The sequence below is a fragment of the Roseixanthobacter liquoris genome (assembly GCF_043195135.2).
Classification (GTDB): Bacteria; Pseudomonadota; Alphaproteobacteria; order Rhizobiales; family Xanthobacteraceae; genus NCEH01.
Genome location: NZ_CM195537.1, coordinates 2,440,012 through 2,465,382, shown reverse-complemented (window position 1 = coordinate 2,465,382; position 25,371 = coordinate 2,440,012). Strand labels below are relative to the sequence as shown.

Sequence of the window (25,371 nt, the reverse complement as noted above, 5' to 3'; positions counted from 1 at the left end):
CCCGAACGCGCAACACCTTATCGTGGCACGATGCCGGGCCTGCCGACAAAGCCAAATTCACGCCGCCCGACACCAAGCCGCAGCATGGATAATGCGGGCCTCCCCGGCGGAGCGACAGCAGCATGCCGCACCGATACGCGCGGACCGAACCGGCGGGCACGTCTCGCGGTCACCCCAAGAACGCCGGCCGGACCGCCCTCTCGCCTCCGGCAAACCTTGGCCGGCCTTCCGGCGGAAACCCCGTGACCACGGAGCGGCCCGCCTACGCCACCCCCCGGCCCAAAAGCGCCACCGGCATTCGGTCCTGCGTCACGCGCCGAGCGCACCTTCGATGGCCGCCAAGGCCGCGTCCGCCTTGCTGGCATCGGGCCCGCCGCCCTGCGCCATGTCCGGCCGACCGCCACCCCCCTTGCCGCCGAGCGCCTCGACGCCGGCGCGCACGAGCTTTTGCGCATCGAACCGCGCGACGAGATCGGCCGTCACTCCCACCACGAGGCCGGCCTTGCCATCATCGGTGACGCCGACGATCGCGACCACGCCCGAGCCCAGGCGCTTCTTGCCCTCGTCGACCAGGCTCTTCAGATCCTTGAGCTCAATTCCCGAGACCTGTTTCGCCATCAGTTTCACATCGCCCACGGTGCGCAGCGGCTCTTCGCCACCGGCGCCGCCCATGGCGAGGCGCTTGCGGGCGTCTGCAAGGTCGCGCTCCAGCTTGCGCCGCTCTTCCACCAGGGCCATGATGCGCGCATCCAGATCCGCCGGAACGGTCTTCAGGCTCGCGGACGCCGACTGCAAGGCGGCATTGGCCGCATTGAGGTGGTGGCGGGCGGTCGTTGCTGTCAGCGCTTCGATGCGCCGCACGCCGGACGCAACCGCGCTCTCCGACACGATCGAAACGATACCGATATCGCCGGTGCGCGACACATGGGTGCCGCCGCACAATTCCACCGAATACGGCGCGCCATTGCCGGGGTCGGTCCCCATGGAGACGACCCGAACCTCGTCGCCATATTTCTCGCCGAACAGCGCCCGCGCCCCGGATTCGATGGCTTCGTCCACCGCCATGAGACGGGTGTCGACGGGCTCGTTCCGCAGCACATAGGCGTTGGCGATGTCCTCCACCTGCGCAACCTCGGCGTCGGACAAGGGCTTGGGATGGCTGAAATCGAACCGCAGCCGGTCCGGCGCCACGAGCGAGCCCTTCTGGGCCACATGGTCACCGAGCACGCGGCGCAGCGCTTCGTGCAGCAGGTGGGTGGCCGAATGGTTTGCCCGGACGGCCGAACGTCGCTCATGGTCCACCGACAGCGAAACCGCCGCACCGACCCGGAGCGAACCTTCCTTCACCCTGACATCGTGGACGAACAGGTCGCCCAGCTTCTTCTGGGTGCCGAGGATATCAGCGACGACGCCCTCGCCCGCAAGCCGTCCGCTATCGCCCACCTGCCCGCCGGACTCCCCATAGAAGGGGGTCTGGTTCATCACCAGCAGGCCCTGCTCGCCCGCCTCCAGTTCGGCAACCTCGGCCCCGTCACGAACCAGGGCGCGCACCACGCCTTCCGCGCTCTCCGTGTCGTAGCCGAGGAATTCCGTTGCCCCCTCGCGTTCGCGCAGGGCGAACCAGACCGCATCCGTGGCCGCCTCGCCGGAGCCTTGCCACGCCGCGCGCGCGTCCGCCTTCTGCCGCTCCATGGCGGCCTTGAAGGCATCGGTGTCCACATGGATGCCGCGGCCGCGCAACGCGTCCTCGGTCAGGTCGAGCGGAAAACCATAGGTATCGTAAAGCTTAAAGGCCACATCTCCGGGGAAGCGCGCGCCGCTGGTGAGGCCGGCGCTCTCCTCCTCCAGGATCAGCAGACCCCGCTCGAGGGTACGGCGGAACCGGCGCTCCTCCAGCAGCAGCGTCTCGGTGGCGAGCGCCTCGGCCCGGACGATCTCGGGATAAGCGCGGCCCATCTCCCGCACCAGGATCGGAACCAGGCGATGCAGCAGCGGATCGCGCGCGCCCAAAAGCTGGGCGTGGCGCATGGCACGGCGCATGATTCGCCGCAGGACGTAGCCGCGCCCTTCATTGGAGGGCAGCACGCCATCCGCGGTCAGGAAGACGGAGGCGCGCAGATGATCGGCGATGACGCGATGGCTGGCCTTCTGCGGACCGTCCGGGGAAACGCCGGTCAATTCGGCGACCTCGGCGATGATCGCACGCATCAGGTCGGTTTCGTAATTGTCGTGGGTGCCTTGCAGCAGGGCGGAGATGCGCTCAAGGCCCATGCCGGTATCGATCGAGGGCCGCGGCAGCGCCAGGCGTTCCCCGCCGGGAAGCTGCTCATACTGCATGAACACGAGATTCCAGATCTCGATGAAGCGGTCGCCATCGGCATCGGCCGAGCCCGGAGGGCCGCCGGGAATGTGCGCGCCGTGATCGAAGAAAATTTCCGAACACGGACCGCAGGGGCCGGTGTCGCCCATGGCCCAGAAATTGTCAGAGGTGGAAATGCGGATGATGCGCTCGTCGGGCAGGCCGGCGATCTTCTTCCACAGGGCGTGTGCTTCGTCGTCTTCGGAATAGACCGTGACCAGGAGACGGTCCTTCGCAAGCTCGAACTCGCGCGTCACAAGGTTCCAGGCGAGCTCGATGGCGCGGTCCTTGAAATAATCGCCGAACGAGAAATTGCCGAGCATTTCGAAGAAGGTATGGTGCCGGGCCGTATAGCCGACATTGTCCAGATCATTGTGCTTGCCGCCGGCGCGGACGCATTTCTGCGAGGTCACCGCCCGCGAATAGGGGCGCTTTTCCATGCCGGTAAAGACATTCTTGAACTGCACCATGCCCGCATTGGTGAACATGAGCGTCGGGTCGTTGCGCGGCACCAGCGGCGAGGAGGGCACCGCCTCGTGGCCCTGCCTCACGAAATAATCGACGAAGGTCGACCGGATCTCATTCACGCCGCTCATGTGCCGGCCACCATACCCTTGACTGGATTTCCCCCGACGCGCGGACGGGCGCGACGTCGGTTCTCACACGGCCCGGACAAACGCCAAAGCCCTCATGCGCAAGCGAAGATCGTTTAACGATGCCGTTTCCGCTTGTCCAGAAAAGCGTTTCCGGCGCCTTCGCGCCATGGTGATTATTGCCCGCCCATCGCCTCGCCCCATCTGCGGGATAAAAGCGCTGAGGGCGGACGCGGAAGGCGGAACCGGGCTCCGCCTTCCTGTTCCTGGAAATCCAGGCCGATGCTCAATCCTCGGCGGCCTCGGCGGAGTCGTCATCGTCGGGACCGGCGAGGATCTGCTCGGCGATCAGACCGGCATTCTGGCGCACGGCCGCTTCGATTCGCCCGGCAACTTCGGCGTTCTGCTTCAAGAAGGTCTTGGCGTTCTCGCGCCCCTGGCCAAGCCTCTGGCTGTCATAGGAAAACCAGGAGCCGGACTTTTCCACCACCCCAGCGCGCACGCCGAGATCGAGCAATTCGCCGGTCTTCGAGACGCCTTCGCCATAGATGATGTCGAATTCCACCTGCTTGAACGGGGGGGCCAGCTTGTTCTTCACCACCTTGACGCGGGTCTGGTTGCCGATCACCTCGTCGCGCTCCTTGATCATCCCGATGCGGCGGATGTCGAGGCGGACGGAGGCGTAGAATTTCAAGGCGTTGCCACCGGTCGTGGTTTCCGGCGACCCATACATCACGCCGATCTTCATGCGGATCTGGTTGATGAAGATCACCATGGTGTTGGATTTGGAGATGGACGCCGTCAGCTTGCGCAGGGCCTGGCTCATCAGGCGGGCCTGCATGCCGGGCTGGCTGTCGCCCATCTCGCCGTCCAGTTCGGCGCGGGGGGTGAGGGCGGCGACCGAATCGACCACCAGCACATCCACCGCGCCGGAGCGCACCAGCGTGTCGCAGATCTCCAGCGCCTGCTCGCCCGCATCCGGTTGGGAAATAAGGAGATCGTCCAGGTTCACACCCAGCTTGCGGGCATAGATGGGATCAAGCGCGTGCTCGGCATCGATGAAGGCGCAAACGCCGCCCTTTTTCTGAGCTTCTGCAACGGTATGCAGGGCCAGCGTGGTCTTGCCGGACGATTCGGGGCCGAAGATCTCGACCACCCGTCCGCGCGGCAGACCGCCGATGCCCAGCGCGATGTCCAATCCCAGCGACCCGGAAGGAATGCTTTCAATTTCAATGGCTTTGCCGCTCTTGCCGAGCCGCATGATCGAGCCCTTGCCGAAATGCCGCTCGATCTGTGAGAGCGCGGCGTCGAGCGCTTTCGTCTTATCCATGGAGGAACCTTCGACGAGTCTGAGTGTGGACTGAGTCATCGCTGTGCTCTCCGCCGCGTGCAAGGATTATTCGTTTACGCCCGAATTTGTACCTGTTTTGTTCGATGTTCGCAATATGTTCCGGTCAAGTTCGGCGCTTATCGCTAAGTTTCCGTGAATCTTCCGCGCGCCGAAATTTCAATGCGCTTTTCGGCGCCGAAATGCGCATCGAAGCGCAGGTCTCCGCCGCGTCATACGGCTGTAACATCGCGGCCCTAGGAGAGCCGTGTAAACGGTTACATACATCCGAGGAGCCGGCTTGGCGCGCACCGTCACCATCCGCACCGTCGCCGAGCGCGCCGGCTGCTCCATCGCCACCGTCAGCCGCGTCATCAACGGCACGGCGCGGGCGAGCGCGGAGGCGGAGGCGCGCGTGCGCGCCGCCATCGCCGAGCTGAGCTTCCGCCCGAGCGAGATCGGCCGTTCGCTGAAGACCCTGCGCACCCGCACCGTCGGCGTGGTCATCCCCAGCCTGACCAATCCGGTGTTCGCCAGCTCCGTCGCCGGCATCGAGGCGGAAGCGCGCGTGCGCGGCCATGCGCTGCTGGTGACCGCCACCGACTACGACCCAGCCCGCGAGCGCGCCGTGGTGGACACGCTGGTGGCCCAGAGCGTGGCCGGGCTCGTGCTCACCGTGGCCGATCCGGATGCCAATTCCACCCTCGACATGCTGGATGCCGAGGCCATCCCCTATGTCCTGGTCTATAACGAGCCGCAGCGCATTTCCCGCCCCGCCGTGACGGTGGACAATGCCGGCGCCACCCGCGCCCTCACCGAGGCGCTGATCGCCCAGGGGCACCGGCGCATCCTGTTCATTGCCGGCCGCTTCTCCTCGTCCGATCGCTCGCGGTTGCGCCACCAGGGCTATCTCGCCGCCATGGGCGCGGCCGGCCTTCCCCCTGAGCCGGTGCTGGAACTGGACTATATCGCCGACGCCCCGGCCCATCGCGCGGCGCTGGAAGGCCTGTTCGCCGCCCGGGCGCGGCCCACCGCGATGATCTGTTCCAACGATCTGCTGGCGCTCTCCATCATCGCCGCCGTGCGCGCCATGGGGCTTTGCGTGCCCGGCGACATGTCGGTGGCGGGGTTCGACGGCATCGCCATCGGTCGGCTGGTGACGCCGGAACTCTCCACCGTGGACCAGCCGACCCGCCTCATGGGCGCGCGCGCCATCGAGCGGCTGTTCGACATGTTCGAGGGCGCGACGGGACGGGCGGTGGAACACCTGCCCTATCATCTGCGCCTCACCGGCACCCTGGCCGCCGCGCCGCCGGACCCCGGCGCCGCCCCCCGTTTCTCCGGTTCGCCCGCGGGCGGATCGCGCACCCCGGCCGCCTGACGGCCCGCCTTTCGTACCGCGTTTGCGACCCCGTCCGGCTCGCCCGGCCGGGCACCCCTTTGTGCGACCACATGAAAGACCAAGGCATGACCTTCTCAGCGCTGAAGTCCCTGCTCGCCGCGCCGCTGCTCGCGGCCGCCGTGCTGCCCGCCACCCTCGCCCCCGCCCAGGCGGCGGATGCCATCTGCTACAATTGCCCCACCGAATGGGCCGATTGGGGCAGCATGCTCAAGGCCATCAAGGCCGACACCGGCGTCGAGGTGCCGCCGGACAACAAGAATTCCGGCCAGTCCCTGGCCCAGATCATCGCCGAGAAGGCGAGCCCGGTGGCGGATGTCGCCTATCTCGGCGTCACCTTCGGCATCAAGGCCAAGGAAGCCGGCGTCACCCAGGCCTATGAGCCGAAGAATTTCTCGCAGATCCCCGCCGGCCTGAAGGATCCCGAGGGCCATTGGTTCACCATCCATTCCGGCACGCTCGGCCTGTTCATCAACAAGGATGCGCTCGGCGGCGCGCCGGTGCCGGCCTGCTGGGCGGACCTCCTGAAGCCCGAATACAAGGGCATGGTGGGCTATCTCGACCCGTCCAGCGCCTTCGTGGGCTATGTGGGCGCGGTGGCGGTGAACAACGCGCTCGGCGGCTCGCTGGAGAATTTCGGCCCCGGCCTCGACTTCTTCAAGAAGCTCGCCGCCAACCAGCCGATCGTGCCGAAGCAGACCTCCTATGCCCGTGTGGTCTCCGGCGAGATCCCGATCCTGTTCGATTATGACTTCAACGCCTATCGCGCCAAATACAGCGAGAAGGGCAATTTCGCCTTCGTCATCCCCTGCGAGGGCTCGATCGTCGTTCCCTATGTGATGACCATGGTGAAGAACGACCCGCACCCCGAAGCGGCCAAGAAGGTGCTGGACTATGTGCTGTCCGACAAGGGACAGGCCATGTGGGCCGCCGCCTATCTGCGCCCGGTGCGCGACGTGCCGCTGCCGAAGGAAGTCGCCGACCGCTTCCTGCCCGCCGCCGATTACGCCCGCGCCAAGCCGGTGGACTACGGCAAGATGGAGAGCGTGCAGAAGGGCTTTTCGGACAAGTATCTCGCCGAGGTGAAATAGGCCCGCCCCGCCACGGGCGCCCCACAAAAGCCCTCTCCCGCCTGCGGGGGAGGGTTGGGAGGGGGCCGGAGCGCGGCGGGACGCTAAGCCGCCGACGGTCTAAGGCTTCGGCGCCGCAAGGGATCCTGCCACGGGCGGAAGCGTGCCGTAGCCGGCTGCATTCCCCCTCCCCAGCCCTCCCCCGCACGCGGGAGAGGGAGGCGCCAGCGGGCGGGTGAGGGCGGAGGGGGCCGGAGCGCGGCGGGACGCTGCCGAAGGAGGTCGCCGACCGCTTCCTGCCCGCCGCCGATTACGCCCGCGCCAAGCCGGTGGACTACGGCAAGATGGAGAGCGTGCAGAAGGGCTTCTCGGACAAGTATCTCGCCGAGGTGAAATAGGCCCGCCCCGCCCCTGAAAGCCCTCTCCCGCCTGCGGGGGAGGGTTGGGAGGGGGCCGGAGCGCGGCGGGAAGCTAAGCCGCCGACGGTCTAAGGCTTCGGCGCCGCAAGGGATCCTGCCACGGGCGGAAGCGTGCCGTAGCCGGCCGCATTCCCCCTCCCCAGCCCTCCCCCGCAAGCGGGAGCATTCCCCCTCCCCAGCCCTCCCCCGCAAGCGGGAGAGGGAGGCGCCAGCGGGCGGGTGAGGGCGGAGGGGGCCGGAGCGCGGCGGGAAGCTAAGCCGCCGACGGTCTAAGGCTTCGGCGCCGCAGGGGATCTTGCGACGGGCGGAAGCGTGCCGTGCCCGGCCGCATTCCCCCTCCCCAGCCCTCCCCCGCACGCGGGAGAGGGAGCGGACGCGGGTTCAGCCACGCGGGATGCCGTCCCACCCCAAAAAAACCTCCCCCGCACGCGGGAGAGGGAGCCAATTCTGATCCCCGACACAGGCACTTCCATGAACAGCGCCGATCGACTGGCCAATATCCTGCTGCTGCCGCTCGGCGTGTTCGTGCTCGCCTTCTTCCTGCTGCCTTTGGTGCGGGTGGTGGCGGTGGCCGGCGAGGGGCCGAACGGGGTGGCGGAATATCTGGTCATCCTCACCAATCCCCGCCATTTCGCGACCCTCATCGCCACCCTCACGCTCTCCGCCGGGGTGACGCTGGCGACGCTCGCCATCGGCACGGTGGTGGCGCTGTTCCTGGCGCAGAACCGCTTTTACGGCCGTCCCTTCCTCGTCTCCCTGCTCACCTTGCCGCTCGCCTTTCCCGGCGTCGTAGTGGGCTTCATGATCATCCTGCTGGCCGGCCGGCAAGGATTGCTCGGCGGCCTCACCCAGAGCCTCGGGCTGGGCAGGCTGGTGTTCGCCTATTCCATGGCCGGCCTGTTCGCGGGCTATGTGTATTTCTCCCTGCCGCGCGTGCTGGTGACGCTGATGGCGGCGGCGGAAAAGCTCGATCCGGCGTTGTCGGAGGCCGCGCGCTCGCTGGGCGCGGGACGGTTCGAGGTGCTGCGCGACGTGATCCTGCCGGGGCTCGCGCCGGCGCTGATGGCCTGCGGCGCCATCGCGTTCGCCACCGCCATGGGGGCGTTCGGCACCGCGTTCACGCTCGCCACCCGCATCGATGTGCTGGCGATGACGATCTATACGGAATTCACCCTGGCGGCGAACTTCTCCAGCGCCTGCGCTTTGTCGCTGGCGCTCGGGCTGATCACCTGGGGCGTGCTGGCGGCGACTCGCAATTTCGCCGGTGCCGGCGTCGCGGCGGCGGGGTGAGGGATATGCGCGCGAACCCTCTCGTCTTCGGCTTCCAGCTGCTGATCACGCTGCTTGCGGCCGCTTTTCTGGTTGTACCGGCCCTCACGAGCATACTTGCGGGCCTTACGGTCAATTATTTCCAGGGGGTGCGCTCCGGCCTCACCCTGGAATGGGTGGCGCAGGTGTGGGGGCTTTATGCCCCGACCATCTTCCGCTCGATCCTGATCGCCCTCGGCACGCTGGCCGTCACCTTGCTGATCGGCGTGCCCGCCGCCTGGGCGCTGGTGAGGAAGCCCGGCCGCTTCTCGCGGCTGGTGGAGGAGATCGTGACCCTGCCCGTCGCCATCCCCGGCCTTGCGCTGGCGCTGGCGCTGATCCTCGCCTATGGCGGCATCCGCGCGTTCCGGGCGAGCGATGCCTTCATCCTGGTCGGGCATGTGCTCTACACCTTGCCCTTCATGCTGCGCGCGGTGATGGCGGTGCTCGCGGCGGTGGACGTGCGCACGCTGGAGGAAGGCGCGGCGAGTCTGGGCGCCTCGCCCTGGCAGCGTTTCATCCAGGTGGTGGTGCCCAATGCGCGGCCCGGCATCCTTGCCGGCGCGCTCATGGTGGTGACGCTCTCCATCGGCGAATTCAACCTCACCTGGATGCTGCACACCCCTCTGACCGCCACTTTGCCGGTGGGGCTGGCCGACAGCTATGCCTCCATGCGGCTCGAAATCGCGAGCGCCTATACGCTCGTCTTCTTCATCATGATCGTGCCCCTGCTGCTCGCCATCCAGTTCGTCGGCGGCGAGCGCCGGGCCATGGACCGGAAGACCCGCCCGTGAGCCAATCCCCCCTCTCCGCGCCCGCCCTCGCGGTCCAGGGCGCCGCCATCGCGCTGACGCGCTGCGCGAAAACCTTCGCCGACGGCACCCGCGCCCTGGAGCCGCTGGATCTCTCCATCGCGGCCGGCGAGACGCTGGTGCTGCTCGGCCCCTCGGGCTGCGGCAAGACCACCACCCTGCGCATCATCGCGGGTCTCGAAGCCCCCGATGCCGGCGGCACCGTGACCTTCGACGGCGCCGACGTGACCGCCCTGCCCATCGAGAAACGCCACGTGGGCATGGTGTTCCAATCCTATGCTTTGTTCCCCAACATGAATGTGGTGGAGAACGTCTCCTATGGCCTGCGCGTGCGCGGCGTGCCCAAGGCGGAGCGGCTGAAGCGCGCCGCCGAGGTGCTGGAGATGATGCGCATCGATCAGCTCGCGACCCGCCACATCGACCAACTCTCCGGCGGCCAGCGCCAGCGCGTCGCGCTCGCCCGGGCGCTTGCCGTGCGGCCCCGCGCGATCCTGCTGGACGAACCCCTCACCGCGCTCGACGCCGCCTTGCGGGAACATCTGCGCACGGAGATCGACGCGCTTTTGCGCTCGCTCGCCATCACCGCCATTTATGTCACCCACGATCAGGCGGAAGCGCTCGCGCTGGGCGACCGGATCGTGGTGATGCGCCAGGGCGCCATCGCCCAGATCGGCACCCCGCGGGAGATCTATTTTCACCCCGCCGACGCCTTCGTCGCCGGCTTCGTCGGCACCACGAACCGCCTGGAGGGCAGCATCCGGAACGGCCGCTTCGAGACCGCCGCCGGCGTCCTGCCCCATGCCGGCGCGGATACGGCGCAGGCGGCGCTGGCCTTCCGCCCGGAAGTGGCGCGCATCTGCCCGCCGGAGGAGACCGGCCTTCACTTCACCATCGCCCAGGTGCATTTCCTCGGCGCGCGCCAGCGCGTGGTGCTCGCCGCGCCCGACGGCAGCCGCATCATCGTTGAAACCGCTCCCGAGGAACCGCTGGCGCTCGGCGCGCGCGTGGGCCTCGCCATCGACCCTTCCCGCCTCGTTCCGGTGTAACCCTCATGCTCATTGCCCAGATCACCGATACCCATATCCGCACGCCCGGCGCGCTGGCCTATGGGGTGGTGGACACCGCCGCCTTCCTCGAACGGGCGGTGGCCCATCTGATGACGCTCGCCCCGCGGCCCGACGTGGTGCTGGTGACGGGAGACCTCACCGATTTCGACCAGCCGGAGGAATATGCCCGCTTCCGCGCGCTCACGGCCGCGGTGCCCATACCGCTGCTGCCCATTCCCGGCAATCACGACAGCACAAGCGGCGTCGCGACGGCGTTCCCTGAGATCGCGGCGCGGGCGCAGGCCGGCAAGCTGAACTATGTGGAGGAGGCGTTTCCCGTTCGCCTCGTGATGCTGGATTCGTCCGTGTCCGGCGCCTCCCACGGCGAACTCGGCGCGGCAACCCTCGCCTGGCTGGACGCGACGCTGGCCACGGCGCCGGACCGGCCGGCGCTGATCGCCCTGCACCATCCGCCGTTCCTCACCGGCATCAACCATATGGACGTGCAGAACCTGCGCGATGCGGACGCCTTGGAACAGGTTGTGTCGCGGCACGCCCAGGTTCTCGCGGTGGTGTGCGGGCATGTCCACCGCACCGTTTTCACCCGCTTCGCCGGAGTGACGGCCTCCATCTGCCCGTCGACGGCCCATGCGGTGACGCTCGATTTCGACCCGGCCGGCGCGCCGACCTTCCACCTGGAGCCGCCCGCCCTGCACCTGCACCGATTCGCCGACGAACGGCTCGTAACCCATACGAGTTTCATCGGAACCTACGACGGGCCGCATCCCTTCTTCGGGCCGGACAAGGCTCTGCTGGGCTGAAGTTCGCGGGCGCGGCTAAAGCTCGCTTTCCTGCGAGGCCTCCTGGAGGCGGCGGAGCGTCAGGTCCAGATGGCGCTCCAGCACGAGATGCAATCTTTCCTTGTCCCGCGCCTCCAGTGCAGCCGTCATTTCGATATGCTGCTTGACCGCCTCGGTCCAGATTTTCGGCTTGTCGTTGCCGATGAACCGCACCCGGCGCAGCCGCTCCTGCACGGTGCGGTGAAACCGCGCGAGCGTCTCGTTGTGGGACATATCCACCAGTAATTGGTGCAGTTGCTGGTTCCGCTTGAAATAAGCGAGGCGATTGCGCGCCTCGAAGTCGGCGATCATCTCGTCATGGGTGCTGCGGAAGTGGGCGATCTCATCGTCGCTCGCGATTTCGCACGCGATGCGCGCGCAGGTCTGCTCGATCGCGCCCAGCGCGCGCATCATGTCGATGGTCTCGACCAGCGCAAACTTGCGGATGATGGCGCCCTTGTTGCGCACCAGGTCCACCAGACCTTCGCTGGCGAGCGTCTTCAACGCCTCGCGCAAAGGCGTTCGGGAAACGCCGAGTGATTTTCCCAACTGAACTTCATTGATCCTGCTTCCGGGATCCAGGCGCCCTTCCACGATCATGTCGCGAATACGCATGGCGACTTCATCATGCAGCGTGCGCTGCTGAATCGGCACCTCCTGATAATCCACGGCGGCGGTTGGCCCACGGAGCAAGGTCACGGCAAACTCGAAGTTGTTCCCTCTCGTGTCTAGCGCAAAAAAAAATGCTTGCAAGCGGCTGCCCACTGCGTGCAGAACACTGTATGCACTTTGAGAGGGCGGCGACAGATCGCCCCTTGGGAGGAGCCGAGCATGGGATTTTCCGCCGCCATCAGCGGGCAGGATCGGTGTGTCATGGGCCTCGCCATGGGCGACCCCGGTGGCATCGGCGCCGAGCTTGCCGCCAAGATGCTCACCGACCCCGTCGTCAGCGCCGCCATGCAGCTGGTGGTTCTTGGCAACCGGTGGATGCTGGATGCCGGCGCGGCAACCTGCGGCGTCCACCTCGATCTTCCCGCCCTTCCGCTTGAGGGCTTGACGCGCGACGCCATCGCTGCCGTCGGCCGCCATCTGATGGTGGAGGTGGGCGGGCCGGCCGATCTCAGCCACCTGCCGGCCGGCGAACCGACCCGCGAGGGCGGCGCCTTCGCGCTGGAGAATTTCCGCACCGGCATCCGCCTCGCCCATGCGGGCGTGCTGGACGCGCTGTGCTTCACGCCCTTCAACAAATACGCGATGCGCCTCGCCTATCCCCCGTACCAGGACGAGATCGTCTTCATTTCGGAGATCCTCGGCCCGGGCACCGGGGTCGCGGAATTCAACGTCGCCGACATCTGGACCGGGCGCGTCACCTCCCATGTGCCGCTCTCGCAGGTCGCCCCGCTCATCACCCGCGAGGCGGTGCTGGGGCGGCTCGTGATGACGGATCGCATCATGCGCGCCGGCGGGGTCGCCCATCCGAAGATCGCGGTGGCGGGGCTCAATCCCCACGCCGGCGACAACGGCAATTTCGGCCGCGAGGAAATCGAGGTGATCGCCCCCGCCGTCGCCGAGGGCCGCGCCCGCGGCATCGATTGCGACGGGCCGTTCTCCCCGGACACGGTGTTCGTGCGCGCCAGCCGGGGCGACTTCAATTCCGTGCTGACCATGTATCACGACCAGGGTCAGATCGCGATGAAGCTGATGAATTTCGAGAAGGGCGTGGTCCTGTTCGGCGGCTTCCCCTTCCCCATCTGCACGCCGGCCCACGGCACCGCCTACGACATCGCGGGCGAAGGCAAGGCGCATCCGGGCGCCATGCGCGCCACGCTGCTGCTGGCCGCAAGCCTCGCATCCGGCAGGGCGGCCCCTGCCCCAATTGTGACGTCAAGCGCCGCCGCCTCCGCCTGAGGGGTCATCGAGCGACGAAGAATAAGGGAGATTGTTGTCGTGGATTCTTTCCCGATGGTAGACGCGCACGTCCATTTCTGGGATCCGACCACCCAGAATTATCCCTGGCTGTGCGAGAAGCCGCTGATTCCGTTCCGCTACGGCGATTACTCGGCGATCTGCCGCAAATACTATCCCGAGGACTATAAGAAGGACGCCAAGGGCCACCAGGTGGTGAAGACCGTCTATATCGAGGCGGAATGGGACCCCACCGATCCCATCGGCGAGATGGAATTCATCGCCGAGATGCGCAAGCAGACCGGCTGGCCGAACGTCGCCGTCGGGCAGGCCTGGATGGACCAGCCCGATGTCGCCGAGGTGCTGGCGCGCCTCGCCGCCTTCCCGTTCGTGCGCGGCGTGCGCCACAAGCCCGTCGGCAGCAAGACGCCGGGCACCTCGGTGCAGAGCACCATGATGGACCCGGTGTGGCGGAAGGGCTTCGCGCGCCTGAAGGAAAACGGCCTCAGCTTCGATCTCCAGACCCATTGGTGGCACCTGGACGATGCCGCGGACCTCGCCCGCGCCTATCCCGACACGCAGATCATTCTGCTGCATTCCGGCCTGCCGGCGAACCGCAGCGAAAACGGCATCACCGGCTGGAAGGCCGCCATGCGCGCCTTCGCCAAGTGCCCGAACGTTGCGGTGAAGATCTCCGGCATCGGCCTGCCGGGCATTCCCTGGACGGTGGAGAACAACCGCGACATCGTCCTCTCCATCATCGATTTCTTCGGCGTGGACCGCTGCATGTTCGGCAGCAACTTCCCGGTCGACAGCGTCTGCGGCGATCTCGATACGATCTTCAGCGGCTACAAGACCATCACCTCGGGCTTCTCCCTGGAAGAGCGCACCAAGCTGTTCCACGACAATGCGATCCGCTTCTATGCCATCGACTAGGCTCACATTCGCCTATATCGGCGTCGGCCTGATGGGCGGCCCCATGGCCGCGCGTCTCGTCGCGTGCGGGCACGAGGTGCACGCCTATGACGTCAGCGCCGAGCGCCTCGCCCAGGCCGTGGCTGCGGGCGCCCGGCCCGCTCTCGATCCCGCCGATGCGGTGGCTGGCGCGACGGCCGTGCTGCTCAATTTGCCGACGCCGGCCGCGGTCGAGCAGGCGGTGTTCGGCCCGGACGGCGTCGCGCGGGTCATGCGCCCGCCGCAGGTGCTGGTGGATTTCTCCACCATCGAGGTGGAGCGCTGCCGCGCCTTCGCCGCCCGCCTTTCGGACCGGACCCGCTGCGCGTGGATCGACGCCCCGGTTTCCGGCGGTCCCCCCGCTTCGGCTGAAGGGAAACTCGCCGTCATGGCCGGTGGCCCGGACGGCGAGATCGCCCGCCTCGCGCCGCTGTTCGCCGACATTTCCTCGGCCTTCACCCATGTCGGGCCCACCGGTGCCGGGCTGACCGCCAAGATGGTCAGCCAATTGATGGTGTCCTGCCTCTATGTCGTGCTGGCGGAAGGCGCGAAGCTCGCCGAACGGGCGGGCATCGATGTGGCCCGCATTCCCGCCTGCGTCGCCGGCGGGCATGCGGACGGGGAATTGCTGCGCCAGATCTTCCCGCGCTTCGCCGAGCGGGATTTCCGCCCGCGCGCCTATACCCGCCAGCTGGTCAAGGACATGCACATGGTGAAGGAGCTGGCGGACGCCGCCGGCGCCCCGACCCCCATGATGGACGAGGCGCTGCGCCTCTACGACCGCTACGTCGCCCTCGGCGGCAGCGAGCGCGACACCTCGGCCATTCTCGAACTCTACGATCACGATGCGCAGCCGCGCCACGCTTCGGCGTGAGTGAGGCCCAGCGAAGGAAAGCTAGCGATGTCTTCCAGCACCTCGAACCTCCCGCAGACCTACGGCTTCGTCGGGCTCGGCGCCATGGGCGCGGCCATGGTGGAGCGCGCGCGCGGCAAGGGCCTCGCCGTCCATGTCTATGATCTCGACCAGGGTGCCGTGGAGCGCGCCGTCGCGCTCGGCGCCACCGCCGCCGCCAGCCCGCGCGCGGTGGCCGACGTGGCCGAGATCGTCTTCTCGTCCCTGCCGACCCCGGCCATCGTGGAACATGTGGCGCTGGGCGAGAACGGCCTCTGCGACGGCGGCGCGCTGCGCCATTACATCGATATGTCCACCATCGGCCCGACCATGATCCGCCATGTGGCGGAGGTGCTCGGAAAGCGCGGCATCGCCACCCTGGATGCGCCGGTGAGCGGCGGCCCCATCGGCGTCGTCAACGGCACGCTGGCGGTGATGACCGCCGGCCCGAAGGCGACGGTGGAAAAGGCGCGCCCGTTCTTCGACAGCTTCGCCCGCACCGTGGTGGAGATCAGCACCGAGGTCGGCCAGGCGCAGACGGTCAAGCTTGCGAACAACATCCTCACCGCCACCAACATGATCGCCGTGGGCGAGGCGATGGCGTTCGCGGAGAAGGGCGGCATCGATCCCGCGCTGCTGTTCCAGGTGATCAATGCCGGCTCGGGCCGCTCCTGGGTGTCGGAAGTGGCCTATCCCAACTTCGTCGTGCCGCGCACCTACAACCAGAATTTCCGCACCGAGCTGATGCACAAGGACGTGGTGCTGTGCCTGGAAGAGGCGGACCGCGCCGGCGTGCCCATGTGGCTCGGCGCCTCGGTGCGGCAGATGTGGCAGTTTTTCATGAGCCAGGGCATGGGCAAGGATGATTGCTCGCGCATCTCCGCGGTGATCGAGGACTGGGCCGGCGTCGAGCCGGCGCCCCCCAAGACGCGCGACGCGGCCTGAGCCGCAGTCTTTTCACAATCCAACAGGCCACGCGAGGTGGCGGGAGCAGACCATGCGGATACTCAAGGAAGGGCGCCAGAGCGCCGACAAGGCAGCCGACCAGGCCAAGGTGCGCGCCGTGGTGGAAGGCATTCTCGCCGACATCGAGGCGCGCGGCGACGAGGCGGTGCGCGCGCTTTCGGTGAAGTTCGACGGCTGGGACCGCGCCGACTATCGCCTCACCGACCGCGAGATCCGCGACTGCCTGAGTGAGCTTTCGGCCCGCGATATCGAGGACATCAAGTTCGCCCAGGAGCAGGTGCGCAATTTTGCCCAGCACCAGCGCGCGGCGCTCCTGGACATCGAGGTGGAAACCCTGCCGGGCGTCGTGCTCGGCCATAAGAACATCCCGGTGAATTCGGTCGGCTGCTACGTGCCGGGCGGCAAATATCCGCTGCTCGCCTCCGCCCATATGTCCGTTGTCACGGCGAAGGTGGCGGGCGTGCCGAATATCGTCACCTGCGCCCCGCCGTTCCACGGCAAGCCGGCGCCCGCCATCGTCGCTGCCCAGCATCTCGCCGGCGCGGACGTGATCTATTGCTTCGGCGGTGTGCAGGCGGTCGGCGCCATGGCCATCGGCACCCAGACCATTTCGCCGGTGGACATGCTGGTCGGCCCCGGAAACGCCTTCGTCGCGGAAGCCAAGCGCCAGCTGTTCGGCCGTGTGGGCATCGACCTGTTCGCCGGCCCCACGGAAACCCTCGTCATCGCCGACGAGAGCGTGGATGCGGAAATGTGCGCCACCGACCTGCTCGGCCAGGCGGAGCACGGGCCCAACTCCCCCGCCATTCTCCTCACCAATTCCGAGAAGCTGGCGCGCGAGACCATGGCGGAGGTGGAACGCCTGCTGACCATCCTGCCCACGGGCGAGATCGCCGCGAAATCCTGGGCCGATTACGGCGCCGTGATCGTGTGCGACGATTATGAGGAAATGGTCCGCGAGGCCGACCGCATCGCCTCCGAGCACGTGCAGGTGATGACCCGCGACCCGGATTATTTCCTCAACAACATGCGCAATTACGGCGCCCTGTTCCTCGGCCCGCGCACCAATGTGGCGTTCGGCGACAAGGTGATCGGCACCAATCACACCCTGCCGACGCTGGGCGCCGCCCGCTACACCGGCGGGCTCTGGGTGGGCAAGTTCATCAAGACCGTCACCTACCAGAAGGTGCTCACCGACGCCGCTTCGGCGATGATCGGGGAATATTGCTCGCGCCTGTGCATGCTGGAAGGCTTCGCCGGCCATGCCGAGCAGGCCAACATCCGCGTGCGGCGCTATGGCGGGCGCAATATCCCCTATGCCACGGCGGCGGAATAGGGGGCGCACATGAACGTCCTCGACAGCACCGCGGGCGGCTACGCGCCCGCCTTCAACCTCACCGGCAAGCGCGCCCTCATCAGCGGCGCCGGGCGCGGCATCGGCCTCGCCTCGGCGCGCACGCTCGCGGCCATGGGCGCCCATGTCACCCTCGCCGCCCGGACGGCGGACGAGATCGAAGCGGCGGCGGACGAGATCGCCCGCGCCGGCGGCTCGGCCGATACGCTGACCCTGGACGTGAGCGCGGTGGAGACCATTCCCGCCGCGCTGGAGGCACACGCGCCCTACGACATCCTGGTGAACAACGCCGGCACGAACCGCACCAAGCCGTTCCTCGACGTGCCGGTGGAGGATTTCGACGTCATCATGGGGCTCAACGTTCGGGCCGCCTATTTCATGGCGCAGGCGGTGGCGCGCGGCATGGTGGCGGCGGGCCGAGGCGGCTCGATCATCCACATGTCCTCGCAGATGGGCCATGTGGGCGCCGCCACGCGCACCGTCTATTGCGCCTCGAAATGGGCCATGGAGGGCATGAGCAAGGCCATGGCGGTCGACCTCGCGCCCTACGGCATCCGCGTCAACACGCTGTGCCCGACCTTCATCGAGACGCCGCTCTCCGGGAATTTCCTGAGCAATCCCGCGTTCCGCGCCGAGGTGCTGAACAAGATCAAGCTCGGCCGCATCGGCAAGGTGGAAGACCTGATCGGCGCGGTGGTGTTCCTCGCCTCCGATGCCTCCGCCCTGATGACCGGCTCGTCCCTCGTGATCGACGGCGGCTGGACCGCCGACTGACGGCGCCGCCCACAAATGGAGTGTGTTTCATGCTGCTCGAAGGCAAGGTCGCCATCATAACCGGTGCGGCCTCCGAACGCGGGATCGGCCGCGCCACGGCGAAGCGGTTCGCCGATGAAGGCGCGCGGGTGGTGATCGTCGATCTCGACGCCCTCGCCGCCGAAGCCGCCGCCGCCGCCCTCGGCGCCGCGCATCGCGGCTTCGCCTGCGACGTCGCCGACCCGGACCAGTGCCACGCGCTGATCGCCGCCGTGCTGGCGGAATACGGGCAGATCGACATCGTGGTGAATGCCGCGGGCGTCAGCCAGAGCGACAGCCTGATGGAGATCACGCAGGAGAAGTTCGACCTCGTGATCGACGTGAGCCTGCGCGGCAGCCTCAACATGTGCCAGGCGGCGGTGCCGCACATGCGCGAAAGCGGCGGCAGCATCGTGTGCTTCGGCTCCGTCGCCGCCCAGCGCGGCGGCGGCCTGTTCGGCGGGCCGCACTACGCCGCCGCCAAGGGCGGGGTGCACAGCCTGACGAAATCCCTGGCGCGCGAACTCGGCAAGGACCGCATCCGCGTCAATGCCGTCTCGCCCGGGACCATCGATACCGACATCTTCCAGGGCAAGATGAGCGCGGAGCGCAAGGCGCAGATTGCCGCCGACATCCCGCTCGGCCGCCTCGGCGCGGCGGACGACGTCGCCTGCGTCTGCCTGTTCCTGGCCTCCGACCTCGCCCGTTTCGTCACCGGCTCCATCCTCGACGTGAACGGCGGGCAATTCATCCACTGACGCGTCCGGCCGGCGCGCGCCGCCGGCCCAACACCACATCCGCGCCAACGCGGTTCGCACCAACAGGGAGATGAAGACATGGCCTCGGTCGAAGTTCGTGACGTCAGGAAGCGGTTCGGCGCCGCCGCGATCATCGACGGCGTGTCGATCGACATTACCGACGGCGAATTCGTCGTTCTGGTCGGCCCGTCGGGCTGCGGGAAATCCACCCTGCTGCGCATGATCGCGGGGCTGGAGAGCATTTCCGACGGCGAGATCCGCATCGCCGACCGGGTGGTGAACGAGGTGCCGCCCAAGCAGCGCGACATCGCCATGGTGTTCCAGAACTATGCCCTCTACCCGCACATGACGGTGCGCGCCAACATGGGCTTCTCGCTGGATTTGCAGCGCGCGCCCAAGGCCAAGGTCGAGGAGCGGGTGGACCGCGCCGCCCAGATCCTCGGGCTTTCCCATCTGCTGGACCGCTTCCCGCGCCAATTGTCCGGCGGCCAGCGCCAGCGCGTCGCCATGGGCCGGGCGATCGTGCGCGATCCGCAGTTGTTCCTGTTCGACGAGCCGCTCTCCAACCTCGACGCCAAGCTGCGCGTGACCATGCGGGCCGAAATCAAGGAGCTGCACCAGAAGCTCGGCACCACCATGATCTACGTCACCCACGACCAGATCGAGGCCATGACCATGGCCGACAAGATCGTGGTGATGCGCGACGGCCAGGTGGAGCAGATCGGCGCCCCGCTGGAGCTTTACGACACTCCGGCCAACCAGTTCGTCGCCGGCTTCATCGGCTCGCCGGCCATGAATTTCCTCAATGGCCGGATCACGCCCTCCGGCTTCGCGCTCGGGGACGGCATCGTGCTGCCGCTCCAGACCCGCGCGGCGAAGGCCGGGCCGGCTGTGTACGGCGTGCGGCCGGAACATCTGCGGCTCGATCCCAAGGGCGTGCCGGTGGAGGTGGTGGTGGTCGAGCCCACCGGCGCGGAGACTCATGTGGTCGCGCGCGTCGCCGGTCAGGACATCAATTGCGTGCTGCGCGAGCGGCTCGCGATCGCGCCGGGCGACCGGCTCACCGTCGCGCCCGACGCGGGCATCGAACACCTGTTCGATGCCGACACGGGCGCGCGGCTGAACTAGCTGCGCAACCGAAGCTCAAAAACAAGGGATCTCGCTTCCGAAGATCCTGGTGGGAGGAAAGCCTGATGACACTGGACCGTCGAACATTCCTGACCGGGGCCGCCGGCGTCGGCCTTGCCGCAAGCACCGATCTTCTCTCCTTCGCGAAGGCCTGGGCCGCCACCAATTCCTGGACGCCCGAGGCGGGGTCCGAATTGCGGATCACGCGGTGGCGCCGCTATCTGGAGGCCGAGGACAAGGCCTTCATGGCGATCACCGAGGCCTTCACCAAGGCCACCGGCACCAAGATCACGGTGGTGTCCGAGAATTGGGACGACATCCAGCCCAAGGCCTCGGTGGCGGTGAACGTGGGCAGCGGCCCGGACATGTTCTGGGGCCTGTTCTCCCTGCCCCACCTGTTTCCGGACCATGCGGTGGACGTCACCGACGTCGCCACTTACCTCGGCGGCAAATACGGCGGCTGGATCGGCGCTTCGTCGACCTTCGGCCGCAGCGGCGACAAGTGGATCTGCATCCCGGTCGCGGTGAACGGCAATTATCTCAATTACCGCATCTCCGCGGTGAAGAAGGCCGGGTTCTCCGAATTCCCGACCACCAACGCCGCCTTCCTCGAACTGTGCAAGGCGATGAAGGCCAACAACACCCCGGCCGGCCTGCCGCTCGGCCGCGCCACCGCCGACGCCAATGCGTGGCTGCACTGGGCGCTGTGGAGCCACAATGCCTCGCTGGTGGACGAGAAGGGCAAGGTCATCATCGACGCGCCGGAAACCGCCGATGCGCTGCGCTATGTGAAGGCGCTCTACGAGACCTTCCTGCCCGGCACCGCCTCCTGGCTCGACCCCACCAACAATGCGGCGTTCGCGGCCGGCGAATGCTATCTCACCAACAACGGCTGCTCGATCTACCAGAACGCGCTGGCGCAATCGAAGGTGCCGGAGGGCGCGGACGCCGGCGCCAAGGAGCAGGCCGCCAAGATGGCGGCGCTCGCCGCCGACATGGACCATGCGGTCTATCCCATCGGCGTCGCCGGCAAGCCGACCGAGCTGCAACTCGCCTTCCCGCTGGTGGCGTTCAAATACACCAAGTATCCGCAGGCCTGTAAGGCGTTCATGGCCTTCCTCATGGAAGCCAACCAGATGAACCCGTGGCTGGAAAGCTCGCGCGGCTATCTGACCCAGACGCTGAACGCCTATGATTCCAACCCGGTTTGGAATTCCGACCCGAAGATCAAGATCTTCCGCGAGGCCACCGCCCGCAGCCTCTGGCCCGGCTTCCGCGGCGCGCTCGACCGGCGCGCGGCGGCCGCGCTGGCCGACTTCATCATCGTCGACATGTTCGCCTCCGTGGCGACCGGCCGCTCCAACGAGAAGGAAGCCATGGCGAACGCGGCGCGTTCGGCCCAGCGCATCTATCGCTGAGCCGCCTCGCCCCTCGACCGGCCGCCCGGCGTTCCCCGCCGGGCGGTCCCGATGCCCGCGGACAGCGCAGAGAGCCAGGATGAGCCTCATCATGAACGCCCAAGACGCCATTGCGAACGTGGCAACGAAGCCGGAAACGCCCGTCCGCCGCTCGCGGTGGATGGCGCTGAGCGGAAATCGAAACTTCCAGGCCCTCTGGTTCATGCTGCCGGCGGTGGCGTTTCTGATCCTGTTCCTGGCCTATCCGCTCGCCTATGGCGTGTGGCTGAGCTTCACCGACACGCGCATGGGCAGCCCCGGCGAATTCATCGGCCTCGGCAATTACATCTGGCTGATCGACGACCCGGTTTTCATCATCGCGGTGATGAACACCCTGATCTTCACGGCCGGCGCGAGCATCTTCAAATTCGCCATCGGCTTCTATCTCGCGATCCTGCTGAACAAGCGCCTGCCCTTCAAGGCGCTGATCCGCGCGGTGGTGCTGCTGCCCTGGATCGTGCCGACCGCGCTCTCGGCCATCGCCTTCTGGTGGATCCTGGACAGCCAGTTCTCGGTGATCTCCTGGTCGCTGAAGTCGCTCGGGCTGATCGACCACAACATCAACTTCCTCGGCGATCGCGACCTTGCGCGCGCCTCCGTGATCTTCGCCAACGTGTGGCGCGGCATCCCGTTCATCGCCATCACCCTGCTGGCCGGGCTGCAGACCGTGCCGGTCTCGCTCTATGAGGCCGCCACCATCGACGGCGCGTCGAGCTGGCAGATGTTCCGCCGCATCACCTATCCCATGCTCACGCCCATCATCGCCGTGGTGATGACCTTTTCGGTGCTGTTCACCTTCACCGAATTCCAGCTGATCTGGGTGCTGACGCGCGGCGGACCGGCCAATGCCACCGACCTGATGGCGACGCTCTCCTACCAGCGCGCGATCCTCGGCGGGCAGCTCGGCGAGGGATCGGCCATCGCGGTGGCGATGATCCCGTTCCTGCTCGGCGCCATCATGATTTCCTGGTTCGGCCTGCAACGGCAGAAATGGCAGCAGGGGAACGACCAATGACCCACTCCACGGAGGCGACCATGACGGATACATCGGCGACCCGGCTCGGGCGCAAGATCAAGTCGGCGCCCGAGGGCGAGGGCATGGATTATCTGGAGACCCTGCCGAAGCGGGTGGTCTATCTCTATGTCCCGCTCACCATCATCCTGTTCGTGCTGCTGTTCCCCTTCTATTGGATGACGCTGACCTCGTTCAAGTCGACGGCGGAACTCACGGATTTCAACACCTTCAACCCGTTCTGGGTGTGGCAGCCGACCTTGCAGCATCTCAAGGACCTGCTGTTCGGCTCGCATTATCCGCGCTGGCTGCTCAACACCATGATGGTTTCGGTGACGGCGACCGCCCTCTCCCTGGCGGCGAGCGTGCTCGCGGCCTATGCCATCACGCGCATCCGCTTTCGTGGCGCGCGGTTCGTCGGGGTGATGATCTTCTTCGCCTATCTCGTGCCGCCCTCGGTGCTGTTCATCCCGCTCGCGGTCGTGGTCTCGGCCTACGGCCTGTTCGACAGCCCGTTCGCCCTGATCCTGACCTATCCGACCATCCTGATCCCGTTCTCCACCTGGCTGCTGATCGGCTATTTCAAGACCATTCCCTACGAGCTGGAAGAGTGCGCGCTGATGGACGGCGCCTCGCGGCTACAGATCCTCATCAAGATCATCCTGCCGCTGGCGGTGCCGGGGCTGATCTCGGCCGGCATCTTCTGCTTCACCTTGTGCTGGAACGAATTCATCTATGCGCTGGTGTTCATCCAGTCGGAAGCGAACAAGACCGTGCCCATCGCCATCGTGACGGTGTTCACCGACGGCGACAATTATCGCTGGGGGGCGCTGATGTCCGGGGCGCTGGTGGGCTCGCTGCCGATCTGCATCCTCTATTCCTTCTTCGTGAACCACTACGTCTCCTCGCTGGCCGGCGCCGTGAAGGAGTGAGCGCGGGCGCGCCACGCATCCGCAGGAAAAGCATCGACAAGAAAAAAGCCGGGGCGCTCGCGCGCTCCGGCTTCTGCATTTGAATGGGGGCGTCGGCCCCGCCCCGCTCAGGCCGTGCCGGCGGCGAGGAAGTCATCCACCGCATTCCACAGCAGATGGCGCTTGATGCCGAGCGGGCTCACATGGGCGATGCCCGGCAGGCTGGCGAAGCGCTTGTCGCCGCTCGGAAGCAGGCGGAAGAACGCCAGCAGGTCCTCGATGGTGGCGATGCCGTCGTGCTCGCCGCGCACGATCAGGGTCGGCGCGGCGATCTTGAGCGGGTCCACCAGGGGCAGGTTGGTGGTCATGTCGAGATAGGTGCCGGTGGGCACGCTGTCGCCGAGCGCCATCTGCGCCTGCGCGCACGCCGCAATCACCGCGGGATGGGTGGTGCCCGGCAGGTCGCGGGTGAAGATGCTCTCGATATAGGCGGCGCTGATCGGCCGGCGATTGCTGGCGCGGAACGAGGCGACGCCCTCCTTGCGCTTGGCGAGCGTGGGCGAGCCCTCGCCGGTCCACACGAAGGCGTCGAGCACGAGGCGCTGCACCACCTCCGGGGCATTCTGCGCGAACAGCGCCGCCCGCAGCGCCCCGGAGGACATGCCATAGACATGGGCATGGGGCGAGCCGGTCTCGCGCGCGATCACGGCCTGCGCCGCCGCGAGATCCTGCGCGCCGCTCGCGACGTTGGAATTGCCGAGGGTCATGGAGGAACGGCCGTAGCCCTCGTGGTCGAGCGTCCACACGTCCCAGCCGCGCCGGGCCAGCCAGTCCATGAAGGAATAATCCGCCTGCCCCGGCACCTGGAGATCGAACGAGGGGATGCCGCAGGTGGAGGAGCCGTGCACGAGGATGATCGGCGGCCGGCCCTCCGGAGCGGGTTTCGCCAGGCGCTTGCGCCACAGGAACAGGGACACCGGGCCCTTCTGGGCCCAGTGTTCCTCGCTTTGGATTTCGGACATGGCGATCGCCTCAGTTCTTGGGCAGGAACGCGTTCGTGAAGGTGTTCTCGTAGACGATCGGCGTGGTGCCGGCGGGCTGGAGGAAGTCGAACACCTTCTTCGCCCCCTCCAGGGTCATGCGGCCGTCCGGGCTCCAGATCTGGCGGACGATCTCATAGGCCTTGTCGTTGGTGGCGGACGACATGTCGGGGAATTCGGCGGCCATGATGGCCTTGCCGCGCGCCGGATCGAGCAGGATCTTCTGCGCTTCCACGAACACCGCCACCACCTTGCGCACCGTCTCCGGCCGCTCGCGCAGCATGTCGGGATGGGTGGCGAGCGTCATGAACACCAGGTCGCGGAACTCGGGGATCTCGCCGTTCATCAGATTGATGAAGATCTTGCCCAGCCCCTCCTGCTCGACCACGGCGCCCGCCGGCTCGAACGGAATGCCGGCATCCACCAGCTTGCCGCGGAACGCGCCCACATAGGAGGCGGCATCCGTGCCGAGATAGACCAGCTCCACGTCGCCCGGCAGCGCGAGGCCGTAGCGCTTCGCCAGCACGCCGAGCATCTTCTCGCCCGATCCGCCGGCGGAGGGCGCGCCCACCTTCTTGCCCTTCAGCGCCCGCACCTTCTGCTCGATGGTGGCGTTGGGATAGGCATCGTAAAAGGCGTTGGTGGCGATGAGATTGTTCAGCGGCCGGGTGGTGACGTTGAACACCGAGACGATGTTCTTGCCCTGCGCCGCCGCGGTCAGCACATGCTCATAGCTCAGCACGCCGAAATCGGCGCTGCGCCCGAGCACGGCCTGGAACACCAGGGCGCCGCCCTTGATGAAGGTGACGTCCGCCTTGAGCCCGTGCTTCTCGAACAGGCCCTCGCGCATGGCCACGTAGAGCGGTCCGGCATAATAGCCATGGCCGATATTGGCGATGCGCACGGTTTCCTGCGCGCGCGCCGCCCCTTGCCAGAGAAAGCTGGCGCACAAGGCCGCCAGCGCCAGTTTCAGGTGCTGTTTCATCTGTTCCTCCCGATATGCCGGCCTCTTTTTTTTGCGAGGCTCGGC

At 67.1% G+C, this 25,371-nt stretch carries 22 protein-coding genes; 17 read left to right on the top strand and 5 right to left on the bottom strand.

Annotated features, from left to right (window positions below; all coding sequences use genetic code 11):
- Positions 1-309: 309 nt before the first annotated feature.
- Both alaS and recA read right to left on the bottom strand, forming a co-directional pair.
- Positions 310-2,955, bottom strand: a complete 2,646-nt coding sequence (gene alaS, locus V5F84_RS10890) for an alanine--tRNA ligase (protein ID WP_394042563.1) — start codon at positions 2,953-2,955, stop codon at positions 310-312.
- 283 nt (positions 2,956-3,238) lie between these two features.
- Positions 3,239-4,321, bottom strand: coding sequence for a recombinase RecA (gene recA / locus V5F84_RS10885; protein WP_394042790.1), 1,083 nt, complete (start codon positions 4,319-4,321; stop codon positions 3,239-3,241).
- A gap of 259 nt (positions 4,322-4,580) precedes the next feature.
- Between recA and V5F84_RS10880 the strand changes: the two genes are divergently transcribed.
- The 6 genes from V5F84_RS10880 to V5F84_RS10855 all read left to right on the top strand — a co-directional run bounded on the left by V5F84_RS10880 (position 4,581) and on the right by V5F84_RS10855 (position 11,154).
- On the top strand, positions 4,581-5,660 hold the full coding sequence (locus V5F84_RS10880; protein ID WP_394042565.1) for a substrate-binding domain-containing protein: 1,080 nt from the start codon (positions 4,581-4,583) through the stop codon (positions 5,658-5,660).
- Between the two features lie 86 nt (positions 5,661-5,746).
- Entirely contained in the window at positions 5,747-6,769 is a 1,023-nt protein-coding gene (locus V5F84_RS10875; RefSeq protein ID WP_394042566.1) for an ABC transporter substrate-binding protein, read from the top strand.
- An 869-nt stretch (positions 6,770-7,638) separates the two neighbouring features.
- The gene (locus V5F84_RS10870; protein WP_394042567.1) at positions 7,639-8,457 is read left to right on the top strand and encodes an ABC transporter permease; all 819 of its coding nucleotides are present in this window, start codon (positions 7,639-7,641) and stop codon (positions 8,455-8,457) included.
- 5 nt (positions 8,458-8,462) lie between these two features.
- Entirely contained in the window at positions 8,463-9,269 is an 807-nt protein-coding gene (locus V5F84_RS10865) for an ABC transporter permease (RefSeq protein WP_394042568.1), read from the top strand.
- On the top strand, positions 9,266-10,333 hold the full coding sequence (locus tag V5F84_RS10860; RefSeq protein ID WP_394042569.1) for an ABC transporter ATP-binding protein: 1,068 nt from the start codon (positions 9,266-9,268) through the stop codon (positions 10,331-10,333). Before V5F84_RS10865 ends, V5F84_RS10860 begins: the two co-directional genes overlap by 4 nt.
- A 5-nt stretch (positions 10,334-10,338) precedes the next feature.
- Positions 10,339-11,154 (top strand): phosphodiesterase, encoded by an 816-nt coding sequence (locus V5F84_RS10855; protein ID WP_394042570.1) that lies wholly within the window; start codon positions 10,339-10,341, stop codon positions 11,152-11,154.
- A 15-nt stretch (positions 11,155-11,169) separates the two neighbouring features.
- On the opposite strand, the gene V5F84_RS10850 is transcribed toward V5F84_RS10855, so the two are convergent.
- Positions 11,170-11,841 carry a GntR family transcriptional regulator gene (locus V5F84_RS10850; protein ID WP_394042571.1) on the bottom strand — a complete coding sequence of 224 codons (672 nt, stop codon included), beginning with the start codon at positions 11,839-11,841 and terminating at the stop codon, positions 11,170-11,172.
- Positions 11,842-12,003: 162 nt separating this feature from the next.
- Between V5F84_RS10850 and V5F84_RS10845 the strand changes: the two genes are divergently transcribed.
- From V5F84_RS10845 to V5F84_RS10795, 11 genes are all read left to right on the top strand, one after another.
- Positions 12,004-13,080: a 4-hydroxythreonine-4-phosphate dehydrogenase PdxA gene (locus V5F84_RS10845; RefSeq protein WP_394042572.1), complete on the top strand. Its 1,077-nt coding sequence runs from the start codon at positions 12,004-12,006 to the stop codon at positions 13,078-13,080.
- Between the two features lie 54 nt (positions 13,081-13,134).
- Positions 13,135-14,013 carry an amidohydrolase family protein gene (locus tag V5F84_RS10840; RefSeq protein ID WP_394042573.1) on the top strand — a complete coding sequence of 293 codons (879 nt, stop codon included), beginning with the start codon at positions 13,135-13,137 and terminating at the stop codon, positions 14,011-14,013.
- Positions 14,000-14,905, top strand: a complete 906-nt coding sequence (locus V5F84_RS10835; protein ID WP_394042574.1) for an NAD(P)-dependent oxidoreductase — start codon at positions 14,000-14,002, stop codon at positions 14,903-14,905. The genes V5F84_RS10840 and V5F84_RS10835 overlap by 14 nt, the downstream gene beginning before the upstream one ends.
- Positions 14,906-14,932: 27 nt before the next feature.
- A complete protein-coding gene (locus V5F84_RS10830; RefSeq protein ID WP_394042575.1) occupies positions 14,933-15,868 on the top strand; it encodes an NAD(P)-dependent oxidoreductase in 936 nt (311 codons plus the stop codon).
- A gap of 52 nt (positions 15,869-15,920) precedes the next feature.
- The gene (gene hisD, locus V5F84_RS10825; protein WP_394042576.1) at positions 15,921-17,225 is read left to right on the top strand and encodes a histidinol dehydrogenase; all 1,305 of its coding nucleotides are present in this window, start codon (positions 15,921-15,923) and stop codon (positions 17,223-17,225) included.
- 9 nt (positions 17,226-17,234) lie between these two features.
- The gene (locus V5F84_RS10820) at positions 17,235-18,017 is read left to right on the top strand and encodes an SDR family NAD(P)-dependent oxidoreductase (RefSeq protein WP_394042577.1); all 783 of its coding nucleotides are present in this window, start codon (positions 17,235-17,237) and stop codon (positions 18,015-18,017) included.
- Between the two features lie 29 nt (positions 18,018-18,046).
- Positions 18,047-18,793, top strand: coding sequence for an SDR family NAD(P)-dependent oxidoreductase (locus V5F84_RS10815; protein WP_394042578.1), 747 nt, complete (start codon positions 18,047-18,049; stop codon positions 18,791-18,793).
- A 78-nt stretch (positions 18,794-18,871) separates the two neighbouring features.
- Positions 18,872-19,921 carry an ABC transporter ATP-binding protein gene (locus V5F84_RS10810; protein WP_394042579.1) on the top strand — a complete coding sequence of 350 codons (1,050 nt, stop codon included), beginning with the start codon at positions 18,872-18,874 and terminating at the stop codon, positions 19,919-19,921.
- Positions 19,922-19,986: 65 nt separating this feature from the next.
- Positions 19,987-21,339: an ABC transporter substrate-binding protein gene (locus V5F84_RS10805; RefSeq protein ID WP_394042580.1), complete on the top strand. Its 1,353-nt coding sequence runs from the start codon at positions 19,987-19,989 to the stop codon at positions 21,337-21,339.
- A gap of 160 nt (positions 21,340-21,499) precedes the next feature.
- Positions 21,500-22,393: a carbohydrate ABC transporter permease gene (locus V5F84_RS10800; protein WP_394042791.1), complete on the top strand. Its 894-nt coding sequence runs from the start codon at positions 21,500-21,502 to the stop codon at positions 22,391-22,393.
- A 20-nt stretch (positions 22,394-22,413) separates the two neighbouring features.
- Positions 22,414-23,322: a carbohydrate ABC transporter permease gene (locus tag V5F84_RS10795; RefSeq protein WP_394042581.1), complete on the top strand. Its 909-nt coding sequence runs from the start codon at positions 22,414-22,416 to the stop codon at positions 23,320-23,322.
- Between the two features lie 107 nt (positions 23,323-23,429).
- Here V5F84_RS10795 and V5F84_RS10790 read toward each other — a convergent pair whose 3' ends face one another.
- Complete coding sequence (locus V5F84_RS10790) at positions 23,430-24,323, bottom strand: alpha/beta hydrolase (protein WP_394042582.1); 894 nt, start codon at positions 24,321-24,323, stop codon at positions 23,430-23,432.
- Positions 24,324-24,333: 10 nt separating this feature from the next.
- Positions 24,334-25,326, bottom strand: coding sequence for an ABC transporter substrate-binding protein (locus V5F84_RS10785; protein ID WP_394042583.1), 993 nt, complete (start codon positions 25,324-25,326; stop codon positions 24,334-24,336).
- Positions 25,327-25,371: the final 45 nt, after the last annotated feature.

What these genes read in the sequence shown, in the direction of transcription:
- V5F84_RS10840 (WP_394042573.1), top strand. Translation starts at nt 13,135, where the DNA reads ATGGTAGACGCGCACGTCCATTTCTGGGATCCGACCACCCAGAATTAT.
- V5F84_RS10820 (WP_394042577.1), top strand. Translation starts at nt 17,235, where the DNA reads ATGAACGTCCTCGACAGCACCGCGGGCGGCTACGCGCCCGCCTTCAAC.
- V5F84_RS10865 (WP_394042568.1), top strand. Translation starts at nt 8,463, where the DNA reads ATGCGCGCGAACCCTCTCGTCTTCGGCTTCCAGCTGCTGATCACGCTG.
- V5F84_RS10800 (WP_394042791.1), top strand. Translation starts at nt 21,500, where the DNA reads ATGGCGCTGAGCGGAAATCGAAACTTCCAGGCCCTCTGGTTCATGCTG.
- V5F84_RS10790 (WP_394042582.1), bottom strand. Translation starts at nt 24,323, where the DNA reads ATGTCCGAAATCCAAAGCGAGGAACACTGGGCCCAGAAGGGCCCGGTG.
- V5F84_RS10830 (WP_394042575.1), top strand. Translation starts at nt 14,933, where the DNA reads ATGTCTTCCAGCACCTCGAACCTCCCGCAGACCTACGGCTTCGTCGGG.
- alaS (WP_394042563.1), bottom strand. Translation starts at nt 2,955, where the DNA reads ATGAGCGGCGTGAATGAGATCCGGTCGACCTTCGTCGATTATTTCGTG.
- V5F84_RS10785 (WP_394042583.1), bottom strand. Translation starts at nt 25,326, where the DNA reads ATGAAACAGCACCTGAAACTGGCGCTGGCGGCCTTGTGCGCCAGCTTT.
- V5F84_RS10875 (WP_394042566.1), top strand. Translation starts at nt 5,747, where the DNA reads ATGACCTTCTCAGCGCTGAAGTCCCTGCTCGCCGCGCCGCTGCTCGCG.
- hisD (WP_394042576.1), top strand. Translation starts at nt 15,921, where the DNA reads ATGCGGATACTCAAGGAAGGGCGCCAGAGCGCCGACAAGGCAGCCGAC.
- V5F84_RS10795 (WP_394042581.1), top strand. Translation starts at nt 22,414, where the DNA reads ATGACGGATACATCGGCGACCCGGCTCGGGCGCAAGATCAAGTCGGCG.
- V5F84_RS10810 (WP_394042579.1), top strand. Translation starts at nt 18,872, where the DNA reads ATGGCCTCGGTCGAAGTTCGTGACGTCAGGAAGCGGTTCGGCGCCGCC.
- V5F84_RS10805 (WP_394042580.1), top strand. Translation starts at nt 19,987, where the DNA reads ATGACACTGGACCGTCGAACATTCCTGACCGGGGCCGCCGGCGTCGGC.
- V5F84_RS10815 (WP_394042578.1), top strand. Translation starts at nt 18,047, where the DNA reads ATGCTGCTCGAAGGCAAGGTCGCCATCATAACCGGTGCGGCCTCCGAA.
- recA (WP_394042790.1), bottom strand. Translation starts at nt 4,321, where the DNA reads ATGACTCAGTCCACACTCAGACTCGTCGAAGGTTCCTCCATGGATAAG.
- V5F84_RS10855 (WP_394042570.1), top strand. Translation starts at nt 10,339, where the DNA reads ATGCTCATTGCCCAGATCACCGATACCCATATCCGCACGCCCGGCGCG.
- V5F84_RS10845 (WP_394042572.1), top strand. Translation starts at nt 12,004, where the DNA reads ATGGGATTTTCCGCCGCCATCAGCGGGCAGGATCGGTGTGTCATGGGC.
- V5F84_RS10835 (WP_394042574.1), top strand. Translation starts at nt 14,000, where the DNA reads ATGCCATCGACTAGGCTCACATTCGCCTATATCGGCGTCGGCCTGATG.
- V5F84_RS10870 (WP_394042567.1), top strand. Translation starts at nt 7,639, where the DNA reads ATGAACAGCGCCGATCGACTGGCCAATATCCTGCTGCTGCCGCTCGGC.